This is a genomic window from Cellulomonas cellasea (assembly GCF_030372105.1).
GTDB lineage: Bacteria > Actinomycetota > Actinomycetes > Actinomycetales > Cellulomonadaceae > Cellulomonas_A > Cellulomonas_A cellasea_A.
In genome coordinates this window covers 1-20,854 of sequence record NZ_JAUDBQ010000008.1, presented here as the reverse complement: position 1 = coordinate 20,854, position 20,854 = coordinate 1, and the positions used below count along the sequence as shown (strand labels likewise).

General features: G+C 74.5%; 21 protein-coding genes, 1 pseudogene and 1 riboswitch. Of the genes and pseudogenes, 13 read left to right on the top strand and 9 right to left on the bottom strand.

Annotated features, from left to right (window positions below; genetic code table 11):
- Positions 1-32: 32 nt before the first annotated feature.
- The 7 genes from QUV83_RS09100 to QUV83_RS09070 all read left to right on the top strand — a co-directional run bounded on the left by QUV83_RS09100 (position 33) and on the right by QUV83_RS09070 (position 7,283).
- Positions 33-887: an ABC transporter ATP-binding protein gene (locus QUV83_RS09100; protein WP_289564038.1), complete on the top strand. Its 855-nt coding sequence runs from the start codon at positions 33-35 to the stop codon at positions 885-887.
- A complete protein-coding gene (locus QUV83_RS09095) occupies positions 884-1,771 on the top strand; it encodes a siderophore-interacting protein (RefSeq protein WP_289564037.1) in 888 nt (295 codons plus the stop codon). Before QUV83_RS09100 ends, QUV83_RS09095 begins: the two co-directional genes overlap by 4 nt.
- Positions 1,768-3,078: an enterochelin esterase domain-containing protein gene (locus QUV83_RS09090; protein WP_289564036.1), complete on the top strand. Its 1,311-nt coding sequence runs from the start codon at positions 1,768-1,770 to the stop codon at positions 3,076-3,078. Before QUV83_RS09095 ends, QUV83_RS09090 begins: the two co-directional genes overlap by 4 nt.
- Positions 3,079-3,082: 4 nt before the next feature.
- A complete protein-coding gene (locus QUV83_RS09085) occupies positions 3,083-4,423 on the top strand; it encodes a sensor histidine kinase (protein WP_289564034.1) in 1,341 nt (446 codons plus the stop codon).
- Positions 4,416-5,114: a response regulator gene (locus QUV83_RS09080; protein ID WP_289564032.1), complete on the top strand. Its 699-nt coding sequence runs from the start codon at positions 4,416-4,418 to the stop codon at positions 5,112-5,114. Before QUV83_RS09085 ends, QUV83_RS09080 begins: the two co-directional genes overlap by 8 nt.
- A 118-nt stretch (positions 5,115-5,232) precedes the next feature.
- Entirely contained in the window at positions 5,233-6,174 is a 942-nt protein-coding gene (locus tag QUV83_RS09075) for an ABC transporter ATP-binding protein (RefSeq protein ID WP_289564030.1), read from the top strand.
- Positions 6,171-7,283: an ABC transporter permease gene (locus QUV83_RS09070; RefSeq protein WP_289564029.1), complete on the top strand. Its 1,113-nt coding sequence runs from the start codon at positions 6,171-6,173 to the stop codon at positions 7,281-7,283. Before QUV83_RS09075 ends, QUV83_RS09070 begins: the two co-directional genes overlap by 4 nt.
- Before the next feature lie 91 nt (positions 7,284-7,374).
- Here QUV83_RS09070 and QUV83_RS09065 read toward each other — a convergent pair whose 3' ends face one another.
- Positions 7,375-7,776: a VOC family protein gene (locus tag QUV83_RS09065; protein ID WP_289564027.1), complete on the bottom strand. Its 402-nt coding sequence runs from the start codon at positions 7,774-7,776 to the stop codon at positions 7,375-7,377.
- A gap of 142 nt (positions 7,777-7,918) precedes the next feature.
- Between QUV83_RS09065 and QUV83_RS09060 the strand changes: the two genes are divergently transcribed.
- Complete coding sequence (locus QUV83_RS09060) at positions 7,919-8,953, top strand: sigma-70 family RNA polymerase sigma factor (RefSeq protein WP_289564026.1); 1,035 nt, start codon at positions 7,919-7,921, stop codon at positions 8,951-8,953.
- A 2-nt stretch (positions 8,954-8,955) separates the two neighbouring features.
- Here the strand turns inward: QUV83_RS09060 and QUV83_RS09055 are convergent, their stop codons facing one another.
- The gene (locus tag QUV83_RS09055; RefSeq protein WP_289564025.1) at positions 8,956-9,756 is read right to left on the bottom strand and encodes an MBL fold metallo-hydrolase; all 801 of its coding nucleotides are present in this window, start codon (positions 9,754-9,756) and stop codon (positions 8,956-8,958) included.
- A 141-nt stretch (positions 9,757-9,897) separates the two neighbouring features.
- Between QUV83_RS09055 and QUV83_RS09050 the strand changes: the two genes are divergently transcribed.
- From QUV83_RS09050 to QUV83_RS09040, 3 genes are all read left to right on the top strand, one after another.
- Complete coding sequence (locus QUV83_RS09050; protein WP_289564023.1) at positions 9,898-10,533, top strand: CYTH domain-containing protein; 636 nt, start codon at positions 9,898-9,900, stop codon at positions 10,531-10,533.
- Positions 10,534-10,620: 87 nt separating this feature from the next.
- On the top strand, positions 10,621-11,250 hold the full coding sequence (locus QUV83_RS09045) for an NADPH-dependent F420 reductase (protein WP_289564022.1): 630 nt from the start codon (positions 10,621-10,623) through the stop codon (positions 11,248-11,250).
- Between the two features lie 89 nt (positions 11,251-11,339).
- Positions 11,340-12,662, top strand: a complete 1,323-nt coding sequence (locus tag QUV83_RS09040) for an alpha-amylase family glycosyl hydrolase (protein WP_289564020.1) — start codon at positions 11,340-11,342, stop codon at positions 12,660-12,662.
- On the opposite strand, the gene QUV83_RS09035 is transcribed toward QUV83_RS09040, so the two are convergent.
- Positions 12,659-13,009: a DUF488 domain-containing protein gene (locus QUV83_RS09035; RefSeq protein ID WP_289564018.1), complete on the bottom strand. Its 351-nt coding sequence runs from the start codon at positions 13,007-13,009 to the stop codon at positions 12,659-12,661. The genes QUV83_RS09040 and QUV83_RS09035 overlap by 4 nt on opposite strands.
- 109 nt (positions 13,010-13,118) lie before the next feature.
- Between QUV83_RS09035 and QUV83_RS09030 the strand changes: the two genes are divergently transcribed.
- Positions 13,119-14,060 carry a VOC family protein gene (locus QUV83_RS09030; protein ID WP_289564017.1) on the top strand — a complete coding sequence of 314 codons (942 nt, stop codon included), beginning with the start codon at positions 13,119-13,121 and terminating at the stop codon, positions 14,058-14,060.
- Here QUV83_RS09030 and QUV83_RS09025 read toward each other — a convergent pair.
- The 6 genes from QUV83_RS09025 to QUV83_RS09000 form a co-directional block, all read right to left on the bottom strand.
- Positions 14,047-14,853 (bottom strand): energy-coupling factor transporter transmembrane component T family protein, encoded by an 807-nt coding sequence (locus QUV83_RS09025; RefSeq protein WP_289564015.1) that lies wholly within the window; start codon positions 14,851-14,853, stop codon positions 14,047-14,049. The genes QUV83_RS09030 and QUV83_RS09025 overlap by 14 nt on opposite strands.
- Complete coding sequence (locus QUV83_RS09020) at positions 14,850-16,463, bottom strand: ABC transporter ATP-binding protein (protein ID WP_289564013.1); 1,614 nt, start codon at positions 16,461-16,463, stop codon at positions 14,850-14,852. The genes QUV83_RS09025 and QUV83_RS09020 overlap by 4 nt, the downstream gene beginning before the upstream one ends.
- Complete coding sequence (locus QUV83_RS09015) at positions 16,460-17,131, bottom strand: ECF transporter S component (RefSeq protein ID WP_289564012.1); 672 nt, start codon at positions 17,129-17,131, stop codon at positions 16,460-16,462. Before QUV83_RS09015 ends, QUV83_RS09020 begins: the two co-directional genes overlap by 4 nt.
- On the bottom strand, positions 17,128-17,784 hold the full coding sequence (locus QUV83_RS09010; protein ID WP_289564010.1) for a YkoF family thiamine/hydroxymethylpyrimidine-binding protein: 657 nt from the start codon (positions 17,782-17,784) through the stop codon (positions 17,128-17,130). Before QUV83_RS09010 ends, QUV83_RS09015 begins: the two co-directional genes overlap by 4 nt.
- Positions 17,785-17,918: 134 nt before the next feature.
- Positions 17,919-18,037, bottom strand: a riboswitch (TPP riboswitch).
- Between the two features lie 55 nt (positions 18,038-18,092).
- Positions 18,093-19,004, bottom strand: a complete 912-nt coding sequence (locus tag QUV83_RS09005; RefSeq protein WP_289564009.1) for a CHAD domain-containing protein — start codon at positions 19,002-19,004, stop codon at positions 18,093-18,095.
- Between the two features lie 23 nt (positions 19,005-19,027).
- Positions 19,028-20,068, bottom strand: coding sequence for a glutathione S-transferase family protein (locus QUV83_RS09000; RefSeq protein ID WP_289564008.1), 1,041 nt, complete (start codon positions 20,066-20,068; stop codon positions 19,028-19,030).
- A 143-nt stretch (positions 20,069-20,211) separates the two neighbouring features.
- Between QUV83_RS09000 and QUV83_RS08995 the strand changes: the two are divergent.
- Positions 20,212-20,854 (top strand): annotated as a pseudogene (locus QUV83_RS08995) (cell wall-binding repeat-containing protein); the annotation flags it as partial.

Here is a 20,854-nt window from a genome sequence, read left to right as displayed (position 1 = left end):
GGCCGCGCGTGAACCACGACGAAGGACCTTCCATGACTTCCACGCTCGCCGCCCAGGGCCTGACCGTCGGCTACGACGGCCGGATCGTCTCGACCGGCCTCGACGTCGAGATCCCCACCGGGTCGTTCACGGCGATCATCGGCCCCAACGCGTGCGGCAAGTCGACGCTGCTGCGCGCGCTCTCGCGGCTGCTCGCCCCGCGGGCCGGGCGGGTGGTGCTGGACGGCAAGGCGATCACCGAGTACTCCTCGCGCGAGGTCGCCCGGCGCCTGGGGCTGCTGCCGCAGAGCTCCACCGCGCCCGACGGCATCACCGTCGCGGACCTGGTGTCCCGGGGGCGGTTCCCGCACCAGTCGATGCTGCGGCAGTGGTCCGCCGCCGACGAGCGCGCCGTGCTGGAGGCGATGACGGCCACCGGTGTGGCGGACCTCGCCGAGCACGCCGTGGACCAGCTCTCGGGCGGGCAGCGGCAGCGGGTGTGGCTCGCGCTGGTGCTCGCGCAGCAGACGCCGGTGCTGCTGCTCGACGAGCCGACGACGTTCCTGGACATCGCGCACCAGATCGAGGTGCTGAGCCTGTGCCGCCGCCTGCACGACACCGGCGACTACACGCTCGTCGCGGTGCTGCACGACCTCAACATGGCGTTCCGCTACGCCGACCACGTGATCGCCATGAAGGACGGGCGCGTGGTCGCCACCGGCGCCCCGGAGGACATCGTGACGGCGGAGCTGATCGGCGCGGTCTACGACATCGAGTGCGTGTGCGTGCCGGATCCCGTGACGGGCCGGCCGATGGTCGTGCCGCTCGACGCCGACCGGCCCGCCCGCCCTGCCCGCCCTGCCCTGAACGACGCGCCTGTTCTGACCACCACCCGGGAGACCCGATGACCGCCGACAGCCTGCCCGTGAGCGCCGAGGTCGTGCGGGTGGTGGACGTGACCCCGCGGATGCGCCGGGTGACGTTCGCGGGCCCCGAGGTCGAGGCGTTCCTCTCGGTGACCGGGCCGCCCAACATCAAGCTCTACTTCCCGGGCGCCGGCGGCCGCCTCGACCTGCCCGTCCGGGAGAACCGCAGGTACGTGTGGGCGCCCGGCCAGCGGGACCGGGTCCGCACCTACACGATGCGCCGCGCCGACGCGCAGGCCGGCGAGCTCGACGTGGACTTCGTGCGGCACGGCGACGAGGGGCTCGCGTCGGCGTGGGCCGAGCGGGTGGAGCCGGGCGACCGGCTCGGCCTGCTGGCCGGCGGCGGCCTGGTGCCGGGGGTGTGCGACTGGATCGTGCTGGTGGCCGACGAGACCGGGCTGCCGGCCGTCGGGTGGATCCTCGAGCACCTGCCCGCCACCACGCGCGGGCTCGCGATCATCGAGGTCGCGGACGCCGGCGAGGAGCAGGGCCTGAGCAGGCCCCCGGGCGTCGAGGTGCGCTGGCTGCACCGCGACGGCGCCCCGGCAGGCTCCACGCGCATGCTGCAGGACGCGGTGCTGGCCATGGCCCTGCCGCCCGAGGACGTGGTGGCGGCGGGCGGCACGGCCCGGGTGTGGGTGGCCGCGGAGTCCGCAGTGGTCCGCGAGCTGCGGCGGCATCTGCGCGAGACCGGCTTCGACAGGCGCCAGCAGCTCATCATCGGGTACTGGCATCACGGGATCACCGAGGTCGGGTACGGCAAGGAGTCCGACCACGACCGGGTGGACGGCGAGCTCGAGGTCGAGCCCGGTGACGAGGCGCCCGTGCCTGCCACCGCCGCCGCCGGGATCGTGGCGGCGCCGTGACCCGACGCACCGTCGCGCCTCCCGAGCCGCGCTCCCACCACGTCCACGGGCAGCGCTTCGACGAGCGCAAGCCCATGGCCGCTCCCGGGATCGAGCGCGTGCCGCGCGTCGTGGGCGAGCCCGAGCGCGCGTGGCGCGAGGCCCGGGCGGGGGGCGCCGAGGCCACCTCGGGCAGGCGCCGTGACCTCGCCGCGCGGCTGCTCGCCGGGCCGTCGCCGACGATCGACGACAGCGACCCGGCGAGCGGCGAGTGCGTCTACACGTGGGTGGTGGAGGACGCCTGCGCGTCGGCGGTGCTGCTGAGCGCCAACGGCGTGCTCGACGTGCGCGACCTGGGCGCCAGCGAGCTGACCCGGCTCGAGGGCTCCGACCTGTGGACGCTGTCCTATCGGATGCCCCGGGATTGGCGCGCGTCCTACGTGGTCACCGCCCACCGCGGCGACGGGCTGCCGCCCTGGTGGGCAGCCGCCGACCGCCGCGCCATCCGCCTCGCCGCGATGGCCGGCTCGCCCGACCCGCGCAACCCCTTGCGATCGGCGACCATGCACGACACCGCCGTCTCGGTGGTCGAGGGCCCTGCCGCGCCCGCCCACCCGTGGCGCGCGTGTCCCGGGGAGCGGGCGCTGAGCGTCATCGACTTTGCCGCCACTCCTGCCCGGCGCGCCTGGCGGGTGTGGCTGTACGAGCCGCCCGGATCCTCGTCCGAGGACGTGCTGCCGCTGGCCGTCGTGTTCGACGGGCAGGTGTGGGCGCAGGCCCTGCCGCTCGCCGGGAGCCTGGACGCCGCGATCCGCGCGGGCGCGCTGCCGCCGACCCGGGCGGTGCTCGTGGACTCGGGCGACGTGCCCACCCGGTGGGAGGAGCTCGGCGTGCCCGGCGGCGCCACGGACTTCGTGCTGCGGGATCTGCTGCCCGCGGTGCGCCAGCGCGTCGGCATCAGTGGCGACCCCGCGCAGGTGGTCGCCGCCGGGGCGAGCTTCGGCGGGCTGGCGGCGCTGTGGCTCGTGGCGTTGGGCGGTGGCCAGGTCGGCGCCGCGGTCGCGCAGTCGCCGTCGCTGTGGCGCTTCGACCTGGCCGGGCCGCTGCTCGCCGCGGAGCCGGCACGGGTGGAACTGCAAGTCGGCGCCCTCGAGCCGGAGATGCTGGGCGCCTGCCGCGAGCTGCGCGGCGAGCTGGCGCGCCACGGGCACGACGCACAGCTCACCGTGGTGACCGGGGGCCACGACTGGGCGTGGTGGCACCCGGCCATGATCGACGGGCTGGCACGGGCGCTGCGCCCGTCGCGCGCTGAGGGCCCGCTACCGTGACGGCGTGAGCACCACCGACGCCGCCGACCAGGCGATCCACCCCGACAACCCCGACTGGCGGCGCGGCCGCCCGGCCCCCGCCGAGCGCCGCGCGGACCTGGCCATGGCGGCCGCGCTGTTCGCCGGGGCGGTGCTGAGCTGGGTGCTGTACCGCACGGCAGGGGTCTACGACGATCCCGCGTCCGGCCCGGTGTCGCTGCTGTGCCTCGCGGCGGCGACGCTGCCGCTCGCCTGGCGCAGGCGGTGGCCGGCGGCCGTGGCCGTGGCGGTGGCGGCCGCCTTCGTGCTGACGTCCACGCTGTCGGTGCCCGAGCTGCTCGTGGTCAACATCGCGCTGTTCATGGCGCTGTACTCCGTCGGAGCCTGGGAGCCGTCCCGCCGGCGCGCCACCTGGGTACGCGTCGCCGTCATCATCGCGATGTTCGTGTGGCTGCTGGTGGCGCTGTTCCAAGCGTCCACCGACCCCGACGTGCTCGAGGAGTTCGAGGGGGTGGGCGTGCTCTCCCCGATGGTCGCGTACATGCTCATCCAGCTCCTTACCAACATCCTGTACTTCGCGGGCGCCTACTGGTTCGGCGACCACGCGTGGGCCTCGGCGCGCGACCGGGCCCGCATGCGGTGGCGCACGCGCGAGCTGCAGCGCGAGCGGATGCGGGTGGAGAGCCAGGCGGTGACGATCGAGCGGCTGCGGCTAGCCCGTGAGCTGCACGACTCGGTGGGCCACCACGTGTCGCTGATGGGGGTGCAGGCCGCCGCGGCCCGCACGTTGCTGGACGTCGACGCCGTGCGGGCCGCCACCGCGATGGAGCACGTCGAGGACGCCGCCCGCGATGCGATCTCCGAGCTGCACGGGCTGCTGGGCACGCTCCGCGAGGACGACTCGGACGCCGGGCCCGAGGAGGCGGTGGGCTCGTTGGGCGTCGGCAAGATCCCCGAGCTGGTCGAGGCCGCCGCCGCGGGCGGGGTCCGTGCGACCTACCTGGTGGTGGGGGACCCGGTGCCGCTGCCGCCCGTCACCTCGCTGAACCTGTACCGGATCGCGCAGGAGGCGCTCACCAACGTGCGCAAGCACGCCGGGCGGGACGCCCACGCCGACGTGCGGCTGCGCTACCTCGACGGCGCCGTGGAGCTGGAGGTCGCCGACAACGGCGTGGGCCCGCGGCGCGGTGGCTCCTCCGACGGCTCCGCGGGCCGGCTCGGCCTGGTGGGGATGCGCGAGCGGGTGGCCGCCGACGGCGGGACGCTGCTGACCACACAGCGGCGGCTCGGCGGGTTCGTGGTCCGCGCGCAGGTGCCACTGCGCAGAGAGGCCGCCGACGCGCGACGGGAGACCGCCGATGTCTGAGCCGATCCGGGTGCTGCTCGTCGACGACCAGGCGCTGGTGCGCGGCGGCTTCGCGACGATCCTCGACGCGCAGCCCGACATCACAGTGGTGGGGGAGGCGTCCACCGGCGCCGAGGCCCTCGAGGCCGCGCGCGGGCTCGACCCCGACGTCATCTGCATGGACGTGCAGATGCCCGACATGGACGGCCTGGAGGCGACCCGGCTGGCCGTGGCGGACCCGCGGATCCGCGCCGGGGTGCTCATGCTCACCACGTTCAACCGGCAGGACTACCTGGTCGAGGCCCTGCGCGCGGGGGCCAGCGGGTTCCTGTTGAAGAACTCCCGGCCCGCGCAGCTCGTCGACGCGGTGCGGGCCCTGGCCGCCGGGGACGCGCTGCTGGCGCCCGAGGTGACGCGCGCGGTGATCCGGCAGGCCGTCGAGGGCGCGCTGCTGGGCGCCCCCGCCGGGGCCGCGCCTCCGCCGTCCGGGGGAGGGCTCCCGGTGGAGGTCGCCGCGCTGACGGAGCGCGAGCTGGGGGTGCTGCGGCTGCTCGCCCGCGGCCTGTCCAACGACGAGATCGCGGCCGAGCTCGTGGTGGGCCGGGCGACGGTGAAGACCCACGTGTCCAACGTGCTGATGAAGCTGGCGCTGCGCGACCGCGTGCAGGCCGTGGTGTTCGCCCACCAGCACGGACTGGTCGACCACACCTGACCTCAGCCGCGAGGCGGAGCCAGATTTCCGCCTCGCGCCGGAGGTGTGACCTGCGGCGACGTCCGTAATCTCGACCTCAGCGGGCAACGGCCCGGTTCTGAGAACGAGAGAGGGCGACATGCTGCAGCTCGACGGCATCACCCGGTCCTTCGGCGATCGCCGGGTGCTCGACGACGTGTCCTTCGCCGTGGCCAGCGGGCGCCTGACCGGCTTCGTCGGCGCCAACGGCGCGGGCAAGACCACGACGATGCGGATCATCCTGGGGGTGCTCGCCCCCGAGGCCGGCACGGTGACCGTCGACGGCCGCCCGATCGACGCGGTGCAGCGCCGGTCCTTCGGGTACATGCCCGAGGAGCGTGGCCTGTACCCGAAGATGAAGGTCGTCGAGCAGGTGGCCTACCTGGCCCGGCTGCACGGCTTCGACCGCCGCACGGCGACGGACCGGGCCCGTGACCTGCTGGAGCGGCTCGGGCTGGGCGAGCGCGCCGACGACCCGCTGGAGAGCCTGTCCCTCGGCAACCAGCAGCGCGCGCAGGTCGCCGCCGCGCTGGTGCACGACCCGCAGGTGCTGATCCTCGACGAGCCGTTCTCCGGCCTGGACCCCATGGCCGTCGACGTGGTGCTCGGCGTGCTCGCCGAGAAGGCCGCCACCGGCGTGCCCGTCCTCTTCTCGTCCCACCAGCTCGACGTGGTCGAGCGCCTGTGCGACGACCTGGTGATCATCGCCGGCGGGCAGATCCGCGCGGCGGGCTCCCGGGCCGCGCTGCACGAGGAGTTCGGCTCGACGCGCTACGAGATCACCACGACCCAGGACGTCGGGTGGCTGCGCGCCGAGCGCGGCGTCACCGTCGTGGAGTTCGACGGCGGATCGGCGCTGTTCGAGGCCGAGCAAGACGCCGCCCAGGCCGTGCTGCGGTCCGCTCTCGAGCGCGGCGCCGTCACGGCGTTCGGCCCGCAGCGGCCCACCCTCGGCGAGATCTTCCGGGAGATCGTCTCCGAGCCAGACGAGGACACCGCCACTGAGACCGCCCAGACCACCGAGAAGGAGATGGCCCGATGAGCGCGCAGCGCCCGGCCGTGCCGTCGATGTGGGGCTCCACGCTCCTCGTCGCCGAGCGTGAGATCACCACGCAGGTCCGCACCAAGTCGTTCCTCATCTCGACAGCGATCACGCTGGGCCTGGTCTTGGCCGGGATCATCCTGCCCAGCCTGTTCGGCGGATCCGGCGACGACGCCACCAAGGTCGCCGTCGTGGCGTCCACCTCGGCGGCGGTGGAGTCCGCCGAGGGGCTCGAGGCGGTCCTCGCGGACGACGCCGACGCGGCGCGCCAGATGGTGGAGTCCGACGAGGTCGAGGCCGCGGTGCTGCCCGGCGAGGGCGCGCTCGGCCTGACGGTCGTCGCCCGCACCAGCGCCCCCTCCGACGTGGTCGGCGCGCTGTCCGTGGCGCCTGCCGTCGAGCTGATCGACGGCGACGCGACGAGCGAGGGCCTGCGCATGCTCGTGTCGATGGCCTTCGGGTTCGTGTTCATGATGTCGGCCATGGGATCGGGCAGCATGATCGCCCAGAACACCGTCCAGGAGAAGCAGACCCGCATCGTGGAGATCCTGCTCTCGGCGGTCCCCGCGCGGGCGCTGCTCGCCGGCAAGATCCTGGGCAACTCGGTGGTCGCCTTCGGCCAGACGGCCTCCATCGCCGTGGTGGCCGTGATCGGGCTGGTCGTGACCTCCCAAGACGAGCTGCTCGGGGTGCTGGGATCAGCCCTGGTGTGGTTCATCGTGTTCTTCGTCGTCGGCTTCGTGCTGGTGGCGGCGATCTTCGCGGCGAGCGCGTCGCTGGTCTCCCGCCAGGAGGACGTCGGATCGGTGCTCACCCCGGTGATGATGATCGTGATGATCCCGTACTTCCTGGTGCTGTTCTTCAACGACAACGCCTTCGCGATGACTGTCATGTCGTACGTGCCGTTCAGCGCCACCGTCGGCATGCCGGTGCGGTTGTTCCTCGGCGAGGCGCAGTGGTGGGAGCCGATCCTGTCGCTGACGGTCCTGATCGGCTGCACGCTGCTGGTGACGGCGATCGCGGCGCGCATCTACTCGGGCTCGCTGCTGCGGATGGGCGGGCGCACGTCGGTGCGCGAGGCGCTCAAGGCGAGCGAGGACGCTGTCTGACGAGGACGCTGTCTGACTGACCGCGGCGGCCCCGGAGAGGATGAACCTCCTCTCCGGGGCCGCCGCCGTCGTCGCGGGAGTCGGCTGGTGCTCAGCCGACCGCGGACATGTCCATGTGGATGAACTCCCACACGTGCCCGTCGGGGTCGGTGACGGCCCGCCCGTACATCGGGCCCTCCTCCTGGGTCTCGCGGTACTCCGCGCCGCCGTGCGCCAGCGCGTCGCCGAAGAGCGCGTCGACCTCCTCGCGGGAGCTGGCCGACAGCGCGTTGAGCACCTGCACCGTGGCGCGGGCGTCGGCGATCGGGACCCGGGCGAAGTCCGAGAAGCGCTCGCGCGCGAGCAGCATCACGACGATCGTGTCGGAGATGACGATCGACGTGACCTGGTCGTCGCTGAACATCTCGTTGATGGTGAAGCCGAGCCCGGTGTAGAAGTCCCGGGAGGCGGCCAGGTCCGCCACGGGCAGGTTCACGAAGATCATGCGGTCCATCGGACTCTCCTCGGATGCGGTCGGGTCAGCCGCCACGGGGAGGCGGTGATGTGGGTACCGACCTCGCCCACTGCTCGGACTCATCGGACGGCCCGCATCAGGCGGCCGGGCTGCTGTGGGCGCCCCCGGCTACCGTGAGGGTATGACCTTCGTCACAGGCGCCGACGGCTCGAAGCCGGACGGAGCCTCGCCCACGCCCACCCCCGGCGACGTCCTCGAACGAGATTTCGCCGCGCTGACCGAGCCGCTGCGCCGCGAGATCATGGCGCACTGCTACCGCATGACGGGCTCGGTGCACGACGCCGAGGACCTCGTGCAGGAGACGTACCTGCGCGCCTGGCGGGCCATGCACGGGTTCGAGAACCGGGCGTCGCTGCGCACCTGGATGTTCCGCATCGCCACCAACACCTGCCTGACGCATTTGGCGGGGCGGACCCGGCGGCCGCTGCCCACCGGGCTCGGGGCGCCCGCCGCGGACCCGGCGCATGAGCCGCGCGCCGACGGCGCGGTGCCGTGGCTCGAGCCCCTGCCCGACGCGGTGGTGTGGGGCCATGAGTCCACCGACCCGGCGGCCGCCGCGGTGGGCCACGAGTCCGTGCGGCTCGCCTTCGTCGCGGCGCTGCAGCACCTCACCGCCCGGCAGCGTGCCGTGCTGCTGCTGCGGGACGTCCTGGCGTGGAGCGCGGCGGAGGTCGCGGACGCCCTCGACATGACCGTCGCGGGGGTCAACTCCACCTTGCAGCGGGCCCGCGCGAACGTCGCGCGCCTCGACCGGGAGCAGCCCGGCTCGCTCGACGACGAGCGGCTGCGCCACCTGCTCGACGCGTACGTGGCGGCCTTCGAGGCCTACGACGTGGCCGCGATCGTGCAGCTCATGGCCGCCGACGTGGTGTGGGAGATGCCGCCGTTCCCCGGTTGGTACAGCGGTCCCCAGGACGTGGCCACGCTCATCTCGACGTGGTGCCCCGCGAACGGTCCGGGGAGCATGCGGATGCTGCCGACGTCCGCCAACGGGTCGCCCGCGTTCGGGCTCTACATGGAGGACTCGGACGGCACACATCGGCCGTTCCAGGTCCAGGTGCTCGAGGTCGACGACCGCGGCGTCGGCCGGGTGACGGCCTGGTTCGGGGAGCCGCTGTTCTCAGCGTTCGGTCTGCCGGGCGCCGTGCGCCCGTGAGCTCACGTGTGCGGGGTCCGGCCCATCGCCGCTGTGACGCCGATGTCCACGGCCACGACGAGCCCGGCGTCGGGGAACCGCTCGCGCAGCGTGCGCGCCGCCGCCGCGGGCACGTCCGTCGCGGCGATGACCTGCTCGAAGACGTCCAGGTACTCGAGGGTCCACGTCACGGGATCGCCCCGCCATCCGGGCCGGCGGTGGCCGGGCACGACGAGCCGCGCCGCGACGGACTGCAACTCGCGTAACCGCCCCGCCCACTCCGCGCGCTCCGCCGCCGATGGCGTGCCGGCCGTCCACACGTGATCGCCGCCGTACAACAGGGCGCCGCCCAGCACGGTGTGGGACTGCGGCTGCCACAGGTAGTCGCCCCGCCAGCCGAGCGTCCCGCCCCCCGCGCGCAATTCGAAGAGCCGCCCCTCGAACTCGAAGGCGTCGCCGGCCCAGGCTTCGATGACCGCCCGGCGCGTCGGCAGGTTGCGCCCGAGCCGCGCCCAGTGCGCGACCTGGCGGTCATAGGCGGCCACGATGCGGTCGACGACCCGCGCCGTGGCGAACACGTGGGCGTCCGGGAACGCGTCGGAGACGATGCCCGCCCCGAGGTGGAAGTCGGGGCCCGCGCCACTGATCAGCACATGCGTCACCGGGCGGCCCGTCTCGAGGGCGGCCGCGACGATGCGGTGCGCCTGTGACGCCGTGAGCCCGGTGTCGACGATCATCAGCGCCTCGTCCCCGTAGACGAGGGTGCTGGTCTTCGTCAGGGCGGTCTCCGAGGAGTCGAGCACGTCGAACGCCAGGTCTGTCATCGGTGCCCCCGCCGCCGTCCGGGCGCGTTCGCGATCCCGGGTGGGGTGTCGTCCCGGTCCCGGTCGGGCGCCGTGATCGACGTTACGCTCGTGCTCAGGGCCCGGCCACAGGGTTGGTCTCGCACGAGAGGAGCCGGCGCCATGAGCGACAGCGGGAACGGTGACTTCGAGTTCGAGCGTCGGTTCTTCGTGCGGGAGGTGCCGAGCGAGGCGCTCGCCGAGCCCGACCCGGTGCTCATCGTGCAGAGCTACTACCTCGCCGACCAGGGCTTCGCGCTACGGCTGCGCGTGCAGTCGTCGACCGCCCGGATCGAGATGGACGGCTCCGAGGACGTCCTCGACGTGCTCGACGAGTTCGCCGGCCAGTTCGACTTCTGCGCCCTGACGGCCAAGGGGCCGATGATCGAGGGCACGCGGTACGAGGCCGAGCGGGAGATCGACGTCAGCGTCGGCGTCGAGATGATCCGGCGGGGCGGGGCGCGCATCGTGAAGAACCGCTACTCCGTGTGGCTCGGCGGCGACGGCTGGGTCATCGACGTGTTCGGCGGCGCGAACCGGCCGCTGGTGATCGCCGAGTGCGAGCGGGGCGGGCCGGTGACGGACCTGACCATCCCGGCCTTCTGCGTGAGCGAGGTGACGGGCGACCGGCGGTTCTCGAACGACGCGCTGGCCACGGCGCCGTTCTCCGGCTGGGCGGCCGCGTATGCCGCCGAGCTCGCGGAGCAGGGGCCGCACTTCCTGCAAGGGCTCGGCGTCAACCGCTTCGAACGCCGCTAGCCCGCTCTCGCTGGGCGCGCCGCCCGCGCGCGACGGACAGTGGGAGGACCACATCCGTGCGCGCACGGCAGTCCGGCGGAGGTAGTCATGACCAGCTTGAGCATCATCGGGGCCGGCACGATGGCGGCGGCGATCGCGTCAGTGGGCGTCAACGGCGGCGCCCGGGTGCAGGTCCTGTCGCGGAACCTCGACCAGGGGGTGCAGATCGCGGCGACCCTCGGCGAGCAGGTGGCGCCCGGCCGGCTCGGCGACCCGCTCACCGGCGACATCGTCGTGCTGGCAGTGCCGTACACGGGCCTGGCGCAGCTCGTCGAGCAGTACACGCCCCAGGTGGGCGGCAAGACGCTCGTCGACATCTGCAACCCGATCGACCTGGCCACCCTCGACGGGCTGATGGTGCCGCAGGGCACGTCGGCGGCCGAGCAGGTGGCCGAGTGGGCCCCTGACGCGCATGTGCTCAAGGCCTTCAACACGACCTTCGCGGCGACTCTGGAGTCCGGGAGGGTGGGCGGGCTGCCCACCACCGTGCTGATCGCCGGCGACGACCCGGCGGCCAAGCGCCAGCTCGCCGACCTGCTCGACGCCGCGGGGCTGGTGGGGCTCGACGCGGGTGGGCTGAGCCGCGCCCAGCAGCTCGAACAGGTCGGGTTCCTGCAGATCACCCTGGCCACGGCTCAGCGGGTCCCGTGGACCGGCGGGTTCGCCGTGGTGCGCTGACCGGCGCGGACGCGAGAGGATCGGGCCAGCCCGCGCCCCACGCCCGGACGTTCCACCGCACCGCCGCACGGCCGTTCTGAGGAGCATTGATGCCCGACTGGGTCGACCACGCCATCTGGTGGCACGCCTACCCGCTCGGGTTCACGGGGGCGCCGGTGGACGGCCCCGACCCGGATCCCGGCGTCCGCCACCGGCTGGGACGGCTCACGGAGTGGCTCGACTACGTGGTCGAGCTGGGCTGCAACGGGCTGCTGCTGGGCCCGGTCTTCGCGTCGCAAACGCACGGCTACGACACCCTCGACCACCTGGCGATCGACCCGCGGCTGGGCGACGACGCGGACTGGGACGCCCTGGTGGCCGCCGCCCGGGAGCGCGGCGTGCGGCTGGTGCTCGACGGCGTGTTCAACCACGTCGGGCGCGGGCACCCCCGGGTGCGGGCGGCGCTCGCGGCCGGACCGGGGACGGAGGCGGGCCGCTGGGTGAAGTGGGTCGGCGACGGCGACGCGGCGGTCCCGGCGGTCTTCGAGGGCCACGACCAGTTGGTGGTGCTCGACCATGACCAGCCCGAGGTCGCCCGGCATGTGGCCGACGTGATGTCGCACTGGCTGGCCCGCGGCGCCGACGGCTGGCGCCTGGACGCCGCGTACGCGGTGCCGCCGGAGTTCTGGCAGTCGGTGCTGCCCGAGGTGCGCGCCCAGCACCCGCAGGCGTGGGTGCTGGGGGAGATGATCCACGGCGACTACGCCGAGTACGTGACCCAGTCGGGCATCGACTCGGTGACCCAGTACGAGTTGTGGAAGGCGATCTGGAGCTCGCTGGCCGACCGCAACTTCTTCGAGCTGGCGTGGGCGCTCGACCGCCACCGGGCGTTCCTGGAGGTCTTCCTGCCGCAGACGTTCGTGGGGAACCACGACGTGACGCGCATCGCCGACCAGGTGGGCGACGTGCGGCATGTGACGCATGCCCTCGCGGTGCTGATGTTCGTCGCGGGCACCCCGTCGGTGTACGCGGGCGACGAGCAGGGCTTCCGGGGGGTCAAGGAGGAGCGCTTCGGCGGCGACGACGCCATCCGCCCGGAGTTCCCGCCGGGGCCGCATGGCCTCGCCCCGGAGGGCTGGGCGCTGTACCGGGAGCATCAGCGCCTGATCGGGTTCCGGCGGCGGCACCCGTGGCTGGTGCGGGCCGCGGGCCGCACGCTCGAGGTGGCCAACGAGCGCCTGGTGCTGGAGTCGTCGGCGCCGGACGGGTCGGAGCGGCTGGTGCTGGTGCTCAACCTGGCGGACGAGCCGTTCACCCCGCAGGGCCCGGTGGGGGAGCGGGTGCTGCGCTCGGGCGACCTGGACGTCGCGGAGGGCGCGCCGGGCTCGGCGCCGCCGCACGCCTGGGCGGTGTTCCGGGGCAGCGCGGGCTAGGCCTCGCCGGTGAGGTAGTCGAGCAGCACCTGCGCGTGGTTCATGTGCGGGTCGCGGGCCGCGTAGAGGAGCGTGACCCGGGGGTGCTCGCGTGCCACCTGGCGGAGCTCGTCGACCGCCGGGTTGTGGTCGAGCTCGGCGTCGTAGCGCGCGGCGAACTCCGCCTGCTTCCCGGGGTCGTGGTCCCACCAGGTGCGCAGCTCGGTGCTGGGCGCCACGTCGCGCAGCCACAGGTCCAGGTTGGCGGCGGCTTTGCTGACGCCGCGTGGCCACAGCCGGTCGACCAGCACGCGGTAGCCGTCGTCGGGGCTGACGGGGGAGTAGATCCGCTTGGTCGTCACGTCCATCGATCGAGCATGCCCCGCCGGGCCCTGTGGCGCAGTGGGAATGACCCGGGCTCGCGTGAAGTTGAACGATCAACTACATTGGGAGTAGGCCACCAACCGAGGAGCACCCATGAGCACCGTCCCCACCACCCCCGCGACCCTGCCGAGCCGCCCCGACGCGATCGCCGCAGGCGCCGGGATGGACGCGGTGACCCTCCTCGTCGGCGACCTCGACCAGCAGGTGCGCTTCTACCGCGACGTGCTGCTCTTCGACGTCATCGAGACGCCCATCGACCGGCTGGCGGGCTCCGGGCGCCCCGACGTCGTCACCCTGGGACGCGGGACCACCCCGCTCGTCGTGCTCCGCCACACCCCCGACCTGCCACCGCAGCAGCGCGGCCAAGCCGGCCTGTTCCACAGCGCCTTCCTCTTCGAGGACCGCGCCGCGCTCGCGGCGACCGTCGCCTCTGTCGCCCAGAAGGCGCCGCAGAGCTACGTCGGCAGCGCCGACCACCTCGTCTCGCTGGCGTTCTACGCCACCGACCCCGAGGGCAACGGCGTCGAGCTGTACTGGGACCGCGACCGCGGCGACTGGGGCTTCGACCCCCAGGGGCACGTCCAGATGGACTCGCTGCGGCTCGACCCGAACGAGTTCCTGCGCCAGCACCTGCGCGAGCCCTCCAGCGTCGACGCGTTCGGGCTGCCCGCCGCGCCGGCCAGCGGCGCCACGATCGGGCACGTGCACCTGCAGGTCGGCGACGTGCCCTCGGCCCGCGACTTCTACGTGGACGCCCTCGGCTTCGACGTGATGGCGGAGTTCCACGGCGCGCTGTTCGTCGCCGCCGGCGGCTACCACCACCACATCGCCGTCAACACCTGGAACAGCGCCGGCGCCGGGCCCCGGGCCTCCGCGCTGGGCCTCGGCGAGATCGGCATCGTCGTCCCCACGGCCGACGACGTCGCGGCCCTCGGCGACCGGCTCGCGCACGCCCGGGTCCAGGCGCGGCACGACGGCCTCACGCTGTCCTTCGAGGACCCGTGGCGCAACCTCATCAAGGTCACGGCGGGCTGAACGCCCCGAACGACTCCAGCCACCCGGCGCCGGCGGAGGCCGCCACCACCGCCGCGCCGGCGCCGAGCACCACCGCCGCGAACACCGCATCCGACCTGTCCAGCGGAACCGGCCGGTGCACGGTGCGCGGACCCGAGCCCAGCGCCCGGAGCTCCATCGACACCGCCATCCGCTGGCTCTGCCGCAGCGTCACCACCAGCAAGGTGAACGCCGCGCGCGCCGTGCCCCGCAGTCGGCCCCGGCCGCGCCGCCCGGGCGGCACGCGGGCGGCCTGGGCCTGGCGGATGGTCGTCCAGCGCGCCGGGAGCTGCTCGAGCATCCGGTAGCCGGCGAGGACCGCGAAGGTCGCCTGCGGCCCGAGCCGGGCGTGCTGGTGCAGGCTCGTCATGAGCCGGGCGCCGTCGGTGGTCAGGACGAAGGCGGTGGACAGCGTCCCCACCAGCAGCGTCCGCCAGGCGAGCGAGGCGCCCACCGCCACACCCGTGTCGGTGACCTCGAATGGGCCCGCGGCGAGCACCGTCACTCCTGGGCGGGTGACGGCGTTGACCAGGAGGATGCTGAGCGCGAACGGCGTGAAGGCGGCCTGCGCGCGCAACACCCTGCGCCACGGCAGCGCGCCAGCCCACGTCACCGCCGGTCCGGCCAGCAGCAGCAGGGCCAACGGGGTCCAGGGGTCCAGCACCGCCACCAGCGCGCCCGTGCCCACGAGCAGCACCGCGAGCTTCACCGTGGGGTTGCGGCGGTGCAGCAGGGAGTCGTGCTGCAACGCCCGGCCGAGGCCCGGCCCGCTCACCTCGCCGCCTCGAGCGCGGGGCCGGGCAGTCGCCGGACGCCCTCGTCGAGCGTCGCCAAGAACGCCTGCAGATCGGCGCCGGTGGAGCGCCATGCCGCGAGCAAGGGTGGCAGGGCGAGCCCTGCCCGACGGAGTAGTGCCGTGTCTGCCAGCACCCGGCCGGGCGGTCCGGAGCCCAGCACGCGGCCGTCGCGCAGCACCACCACCTCGTCGGCCAGGGCGGCGGCCAGGCGCAGGTCATGCGTCACGACCACGACGCCGCGTCCCTCGTCGGCGAGCCGGCGCAGGGTGCGGGCGACGAGCGCGCCCGTGAGGCGGTCCTGGCCGAATGTCGGCTCGTCGGCGAGCAGCACGTCGTGGTCGCACACAGCGATCGCGGCGAGCGACACCCGGCGCTGCTGGCCTCCCGAGAGGCGGAACGGGTCCTGCTCGGCAAGCCCCCGCAGGCCCAAGTCGAGCAGGGCACGATCGGCGATGGCCGAGGCGTCCGGCAGTCCAGCGGCCTGCGGCCCATAGGCGAGCTCGGCCCGGACGCTGCGGGTGAGGAACTGGTGCTCGGGATGCTGGAAGGCCATGCCCACACTGCCGCCCGACACCTCGCCCGCACTCGGCAGCAGGCCCGCCAACGCCAGCAGCAGCGAGGACTTCCCCGAGCCGTTGACCCCGAGCACCGCCGTCACCCGCCCCCGGCGGACCGCCAGGTCGACCGGGCCCACCACGCGGCGCCCGCCCCGGTCGACCCGCACCGACCGGGCCCGCAGCACCACCTCTCCCGCCGGTGGCGCCACGGGCCCTCCCGCCGGTCGCGCAGCGGCGGCCGCTTGAGAGGCCGAGTCGAAGCCAGCCGCGCGCAGCTCGGCGGACGCGGGCAGCCAACACCCCAGCGCCACGAGCTCGGCGGACCGCTCGGCCAGCACGGCGTCGGTCGGGCCGTCGACGCGCACCCGGCCCTGCTCGTCCAGCACGACGATGCGACCCGGGAGGCCGCCGATCTCGTCGAGCCGATGCTCGACCATCACGCAGGCCCGGCCGTGGCGCGCGGCGCGCACCGCGTCGGCGACCTGTCGGGCGCCGACGGGGTCGAGCAGCGCGGTCGGCTCGTCGAGCAGCAGCACGGAGGGGTCCGCGACCAGCACCGCAGCGAGCGCCACCCGTTGGCCCTCGCCGCCGGACAGCTCGCTGGTGCGCCGCCCCGCGAGGCCCGCGGCGCCGACCAGCGCGAGCGCCCGCTCGACCCGCGGCCCGATCAGGTGGCGCGGCACGGCCCGGTTCTCCAGCCCGAACGCGACCTCGTCGAGCACCGTCGGCAGCACGAGCTGGTCGGCGGGGTCCTGCGTCAGCACGCCCACCTCCCGGGCCAGCGTCGGGACGCCGACCACGTCGCCTCCGCCGAGCACGGGCATCCCCGCGACCCGCACCTCGCCTCGGGCCTGGGCCCCGATCGACTGCGGGACCACGCCCGCCAGGACGCGCAGCACAGTGCTCTTGCCCGCGCCGGAGGGCCCGACGAGCAGCACCTGCTCGCCGGCGGCGACATCGAGGTCCAGCCCGTCGAGCACCGGACGCGCAGCCCGCGGGTACCGCACGGTCAGGCCTCGGACCCGGATCACTCGGCGCCTGCGCGGACGTCGGCGACGGTGCTGTCGTCCGTCGTCGTCGCCCCCGCCTCCGATGCCAGCCGCGCCTCCGATGCCAGCCGCGCGCGCCCCACCGCATGGTCGTCCAACACCCCGGTGCGCAGCAGCGCCTCGCCGGTGACCCGGGCGAGCAGCCCGCACAGCACCACGCCGCTGGCCATCTGCAGCGCCACGCGCAGCGCGAACCAGTCCTGGGACGCCCACCCGAACCGCACCATGCCGATGGCCAGGTTCGCGGCGGCCGCAGTGAGGCCGGAGAGCACGAACACGCCCCACCCGTAGCGCCGGTACCGGGTGAGGGTGAAGGCGAGCTCGGCGCCCGCGCCCTGCACGAGGCCCACCACCAGGAGCATCGGGCCCACGGGGGAGGCGAGGAAGACGACCTCCACGAGGGCTGCCACGAGCTCGGCGACGACGCCCACCCCGGGCTTGCGCACGATGAACACGGCGAGCGGCGCCACCACCATCCACCCGCCGGCCAGCACGTTCTGCGCCAGGTCCCCGAACGGGCCCATCGCCACCTGCAGCGCGAGCCAGCCCTGCACCAGCGCCCAGTAGAGGAACCCGGCGACGACGGCGAGGGCGGCCAGCAGCACCAGCTCGTGCAGGGTGAGCGCGGCACGGCGCCGCACGGCGGTCATCGGGCGCCCGCCGCACTGGCGGAGGGGGAGCCCAGTGAGATCGTCGCGTGGGACACCACATGCCGCACCCGCTGCCCGACGAGCAGCCAGCCCTGCGCCACAGCGCCCAGCACGTCGGCCAGGTCGCCGTCGAGGCGTGTCACGAAGTGCTCGGAGCCGGTCACGACGCCCAGGGAGCGGGCGTGCTCGATGGCGGCGAAGATGCCAGCCATGTGATCGCCGCGGCGGTCCGCGTCGCCGTCGTCGAGCGGGTACAGCGCCCAGTGGGCGCTCGCGGCGTGGTGGCTCCGCGGCAGCGGGCCCAACGTGACGGGCCGCCGCAGGATCGCGTCGTCGACAGTGCAGGCGACCTCGCCCGGGCACCCGCGCGACAGGTGCACATGCGCCACGACGTGTGCGCCGGACGCCGCGGCGGCGGAGATCGCGTCGAGGAGGTAGGCCACGACGTGATGCTCGGCGCCCCGGACGAACGTCGACACGTCATCGGTGACGACCTCGACCTCGGGACGCGCCGCGGCCCGCAACGCGCCGAGGATCACGGGGACGAAGCCGTCGGTCATCGGATGCAGGGAGAGCCGCGCGCCGATCCCCAACTCGGCGGGGGTGGGCGCCGCGTGGGCGGTGGGTGCGGGGTGGTGCTCGGTGATGCTCATCGAGGGCCTCTCGTCCGTCAGGCGGACCCCCGGGCAGCACATACGCGCCGCCCGGCCCCCGGGTCGGCGGTGCGGACGACGGATCAGGGCAGCAGTCGCCGCCCAGCCCGTCAGCCACGCGGCGACGGGGGAGCCCGACGACACATGCCCTGCTCCCTACGCCGGTGTGAGCCGGATCAGGTTCCACGGGTCTGCGGGTGGGACTCTCGTCCGGCCGCACTCTCAGCGCTCCTGCGCTCCCCGGGGGCTTGTCGCCACGGACGCTAACCGGGTGCGAGCCGGGTGGCGAGGCCCTGTCCGGATGGCGGTCACCGCATCCAGGCGCGCCGCCCAGGCCGGGTGGCACGCCGCGCCAGCCGGGGGAGCTGCTGCTCGAGCTCGAGCGCGCGCACCCGGGCCTGCTCGTGCAGCAGCCCGTAGGTGAACGCGTTCTCCCCGGCCAGCTGCGCCTCGACAGCGGCCCGCCGCAGCACGCCGCGCAGCACCACCAGGTCCTGGTGGGAGCCGAGCAGGCCCTGGACCTGCTCGGCGGCCCGGGCGCTGCGCACCGCGTCCTGGCCGATGACGGGCGCCAGCGTCTCGGCGGCGTACCGGGCCTGGCGGGCCTCCTTGCGCGTCTCGTGCAGTGCCGTGTCCCGCTGCGCCCCCGACTGCTCGGCGCGGGCGGACCTCCACGCGCGGCTCAGCCGGCGGAACGCCCGGTCCACGCGCGGCAGCAGCACCTCGTCGACGTCGCGGCTGGCCGCGGGCGCCAGCGGCGGGTCCGCGACCAGGTCGGCCAGGAGCGCGCGCAGCGCCGCCCAGTCCGGCCCGTCGAGGTCCTCGACCACGCGGGTCAGCGCGGCGTCGTACGCGGAGCCGCGATCGGCGTCCAGGCGGGTGCGCACGGGCCCGATGACCAGGCCCGCCGGCACCTCCGCGAGCAGGTCGCCCAGCCCCGCACGGCTGACGTCGGCGTCACGGGCCTGCCCGAGCCGGCGCCCGAGTTGGCGCAGGCTGTCGCGCAGCGGGTCCGTGCGCGCGCGCAGCAGCACGGGGCGGAATGTGCCGAGCGCGCTGCGCAGCCTGCGGGTGGCCACCCGCATGTCGTGCACCGCGTCCGGGTCCGCGGCGCGCACCCCGGGCTCCTGGGCGGCGAGCTGGGCCGCTTGGTCGGCGAGGCGTCGCAGCACCAGCCCCCCGGCGTCGGGATACGCCTCCTCTGGTGCGAGCCCTGCCATGGCGCCTCCCTCGGGTGTGGCCCTCAGCCGGCCATCGCGGCGGCGGTGTGCTCGACGGGCACCCGGTCCTGCTCGGGCACGGGTCCCGGCGGGGAGCCGTCGCCGAACGGGCGCCCGCCCAGCGCCTCGCGCCCATGCGGGGTCAGCCAGCCGCGCAGGTCGGGGCCCTGCGGCACGATCCGCGTCGGGTTGATGTCCTCGTGGACCACGTAGTAGTGCCGCTTGATGTGGTCGAAGTCGACGGTGTCCCCGAAGCCAGGGGTCTGGAACAGGTCGCGGGCGTACGCCCACAGCACCGGCATCTCGGTGAGCTTGTCGCGGTTGCACTTGAAGTGCCCGTGGTAGACGGCGTCGAACCGCGCCAACGTGGTGAACAGCCGCACATCCGCCTCGGTGATCGTGTCCCCGACGAGGTACCGCTGGCCCGCGAGCCGCTCGGACAACCAGTCCAGCCGCGTGAACAGGCGGCGGTAGGCCGAGTCGTACGCGTCCTGCGACCCGGCGAAACCGCACCGGTAGACGCCGTTGTTCACGTCGCGGAAGACGTCGCGGGCCACCGCGTCGATCTCCGGGCGCAGGTGCTCCGGGTAGAGGTCCGGGGCGCCGGGGCGGTGCAGCGCCGCCCACTCCGTCTCCAGGTCCAGTGTCATCTGCGCGTAGTCGTTCGTGACCACCTCGCCGGTGGCCACGTCCACGATCGCCGGGACCGTGATGCCCCGCGAGTACCCGGGGAACCGGGCGAAGTAGGCGTCCTGCAGACGCGGGATGCCCAGCACCGGGTCCACGCCGCCCGGGTCCAGGTCGAAGGTCCACGAGCGCCTGTCGTGGGTCGGCCCGGCGACGGCCATCGGCAGCGCGTCCTCCAAGCCCAGCAACCGCCGCACGATCACCGCGCGGCTCGCCCACGGGCACGCGCGGGACACCACCAGGCGGTAGCGGCCCGCCTCGACGGGGTAGCCGTCGCGCCCGTCCGCTGTGATCCGCGTCGCGATGTACCGGTCGTCCCTGGTGAACTCGGCGCCCGCCGTCACGTAGGCGCCAGCGGTGCTGACCTCGTCTGTCATAGGGGAATCCTGCCGCGTCCGGCGCAGGCCCGCCCCTCCGTGCCCCTCCGTGCCCGTCCGCGGGGTCGGCCGCCGGCTCCGCACATGACCTGCGGCGCGCCTAGGGTGTGAGGTTCTGCTGGCTGCCGATCACGAGGAGTCCTGTGTCCGTCCGTCCTGCCCGTCGCCCGCTTCCCCTCGGCCGGCTCGGGCTCGGAGCAGCGGTCGTCGTCGGGCTCATCGTGACGGGCTGTGTCGCGGGCCAGCGGCCGGCGCCCACCGACGGCACGCCGACTGCCACAGCCAGTCCCGCGGTGCTGGCCGCCGCGGTCCAGGACCCCGCGCAGGCGCTGACGCTCGCCGCCGACGAGGCCGCCGACGCGGTGGCGCTCGCGGCCAGCCGCACGCTGTACGCCCAGGCGCCCGTGGTGGTGCTCGCCTCCGCCGCCGACGTGCCCGGCCAGCTCGCGGGGGCCTCCGCCGCCGTGGCCTGGGGGGTTCCCGTGCTGCTCACCGGCGGTGCGGCCGACGCCGAGGTCGCCGCCGAGCTCGAGCGCCTGGGCGCCCAGGCGGTGCTCCTCGTCGGCGGTGCCACCGCCCCCGACGGGCCCGACGCCGTGGCCGTGCCGGTGGGGGAGGCCGTCGGCTCGGCGCTCGCGGAGGCCACCGGGCTGCGCTTCGGCGAGGAGCGCGTCGTCGAGGCCGGACAGGAGCTGGCGGCTGTGGCGGCCCTGGGGCGGCCCGCGACAGCAGTGCTGACGGTGGCGGGCGCGGCCTCAGGCGCGGCATCGGGCGGGGATCCGGACG